This window comes from Anaplasma phagocytophilum (assembly GCF_023476575.1).
GTDB lineage: Bacteria > Pseudomonadota > Alphaproteobacteria > Rickettsiales > Anaplasmataceae > Anaplasma > Anaplasma phagocytophilum_A.
On the sequence record NZ_JAHLEX010000191.1, the window covers coordinates 1 to 673 of the forward strand.

A 673-nucleotide genomic window follows, 5' to 3' on the forward strand; every position below is an offset into this window, starting at 1 on the left:
CAACAGAATCCCGCAATGTAGGACTAATTTTCCAGCACCCAGCGCTGTTTCAACACCAAACTATAGTGGAGAATGTAGCATTCGCAGTAAAAGCACAAAGCAAGGATAAGAGAATGAAGCATGCTTTGAAGGTATTGGAAAAGCTGGAAATAGCTGCTCACAAAGACGCATATCCTCATATGCTTTCGGGTGGTCAGCAACAACTTGCTACCATTGCAAGAACCATGGCTCAGGATCCTGAAATTGTCCTACTAGATGAGCCTTTTTCTAACCTTGATACCATCCTAAGGGAGTCGATACGCACAGCTGTATTATCGGTAATTAAGGCCGAGAATATCACCGTTCTGTTAGTTACTCATGATCCTGAAGAGGCTTTGGAGATAGCTGACAAGATATATGTGGTTCGAGAAGGAAAAATAGTTCAGTGGGGTACTCCCTACGAAATATATAACGCACCAAAAGATGCTCATCTTGCTCGGTTCTTTGGAAGGCTTAATTATTTTGAGTCTCTAGTGCATGATGGCAAAGTATTCCTCACCATAGGCTCTATCAATGCCGATGGTTTCCTAGATGGTTCTAGGGTTGCTGTATGTATTAGGCCTGACGCCATCCTCCTTCATCACTCCAGCAATACTCTCGCTGTGGTAAAGCTTGTGAGATTCTTTAATAATAT

At 42.8% G+C, this 673-nt stretch carries 1 protein-coding gene; it reads left to right on the top strand.

The window, feature by feature from the left end; all coding sequences use genetic code 11:
* On the top strand, positions 1 to 673 hold a 673-nt coding region (locus KPX09_RS05480), incomplete at both ends, for an ABC transporter ATP-binding protein (protein WP_249549332.1).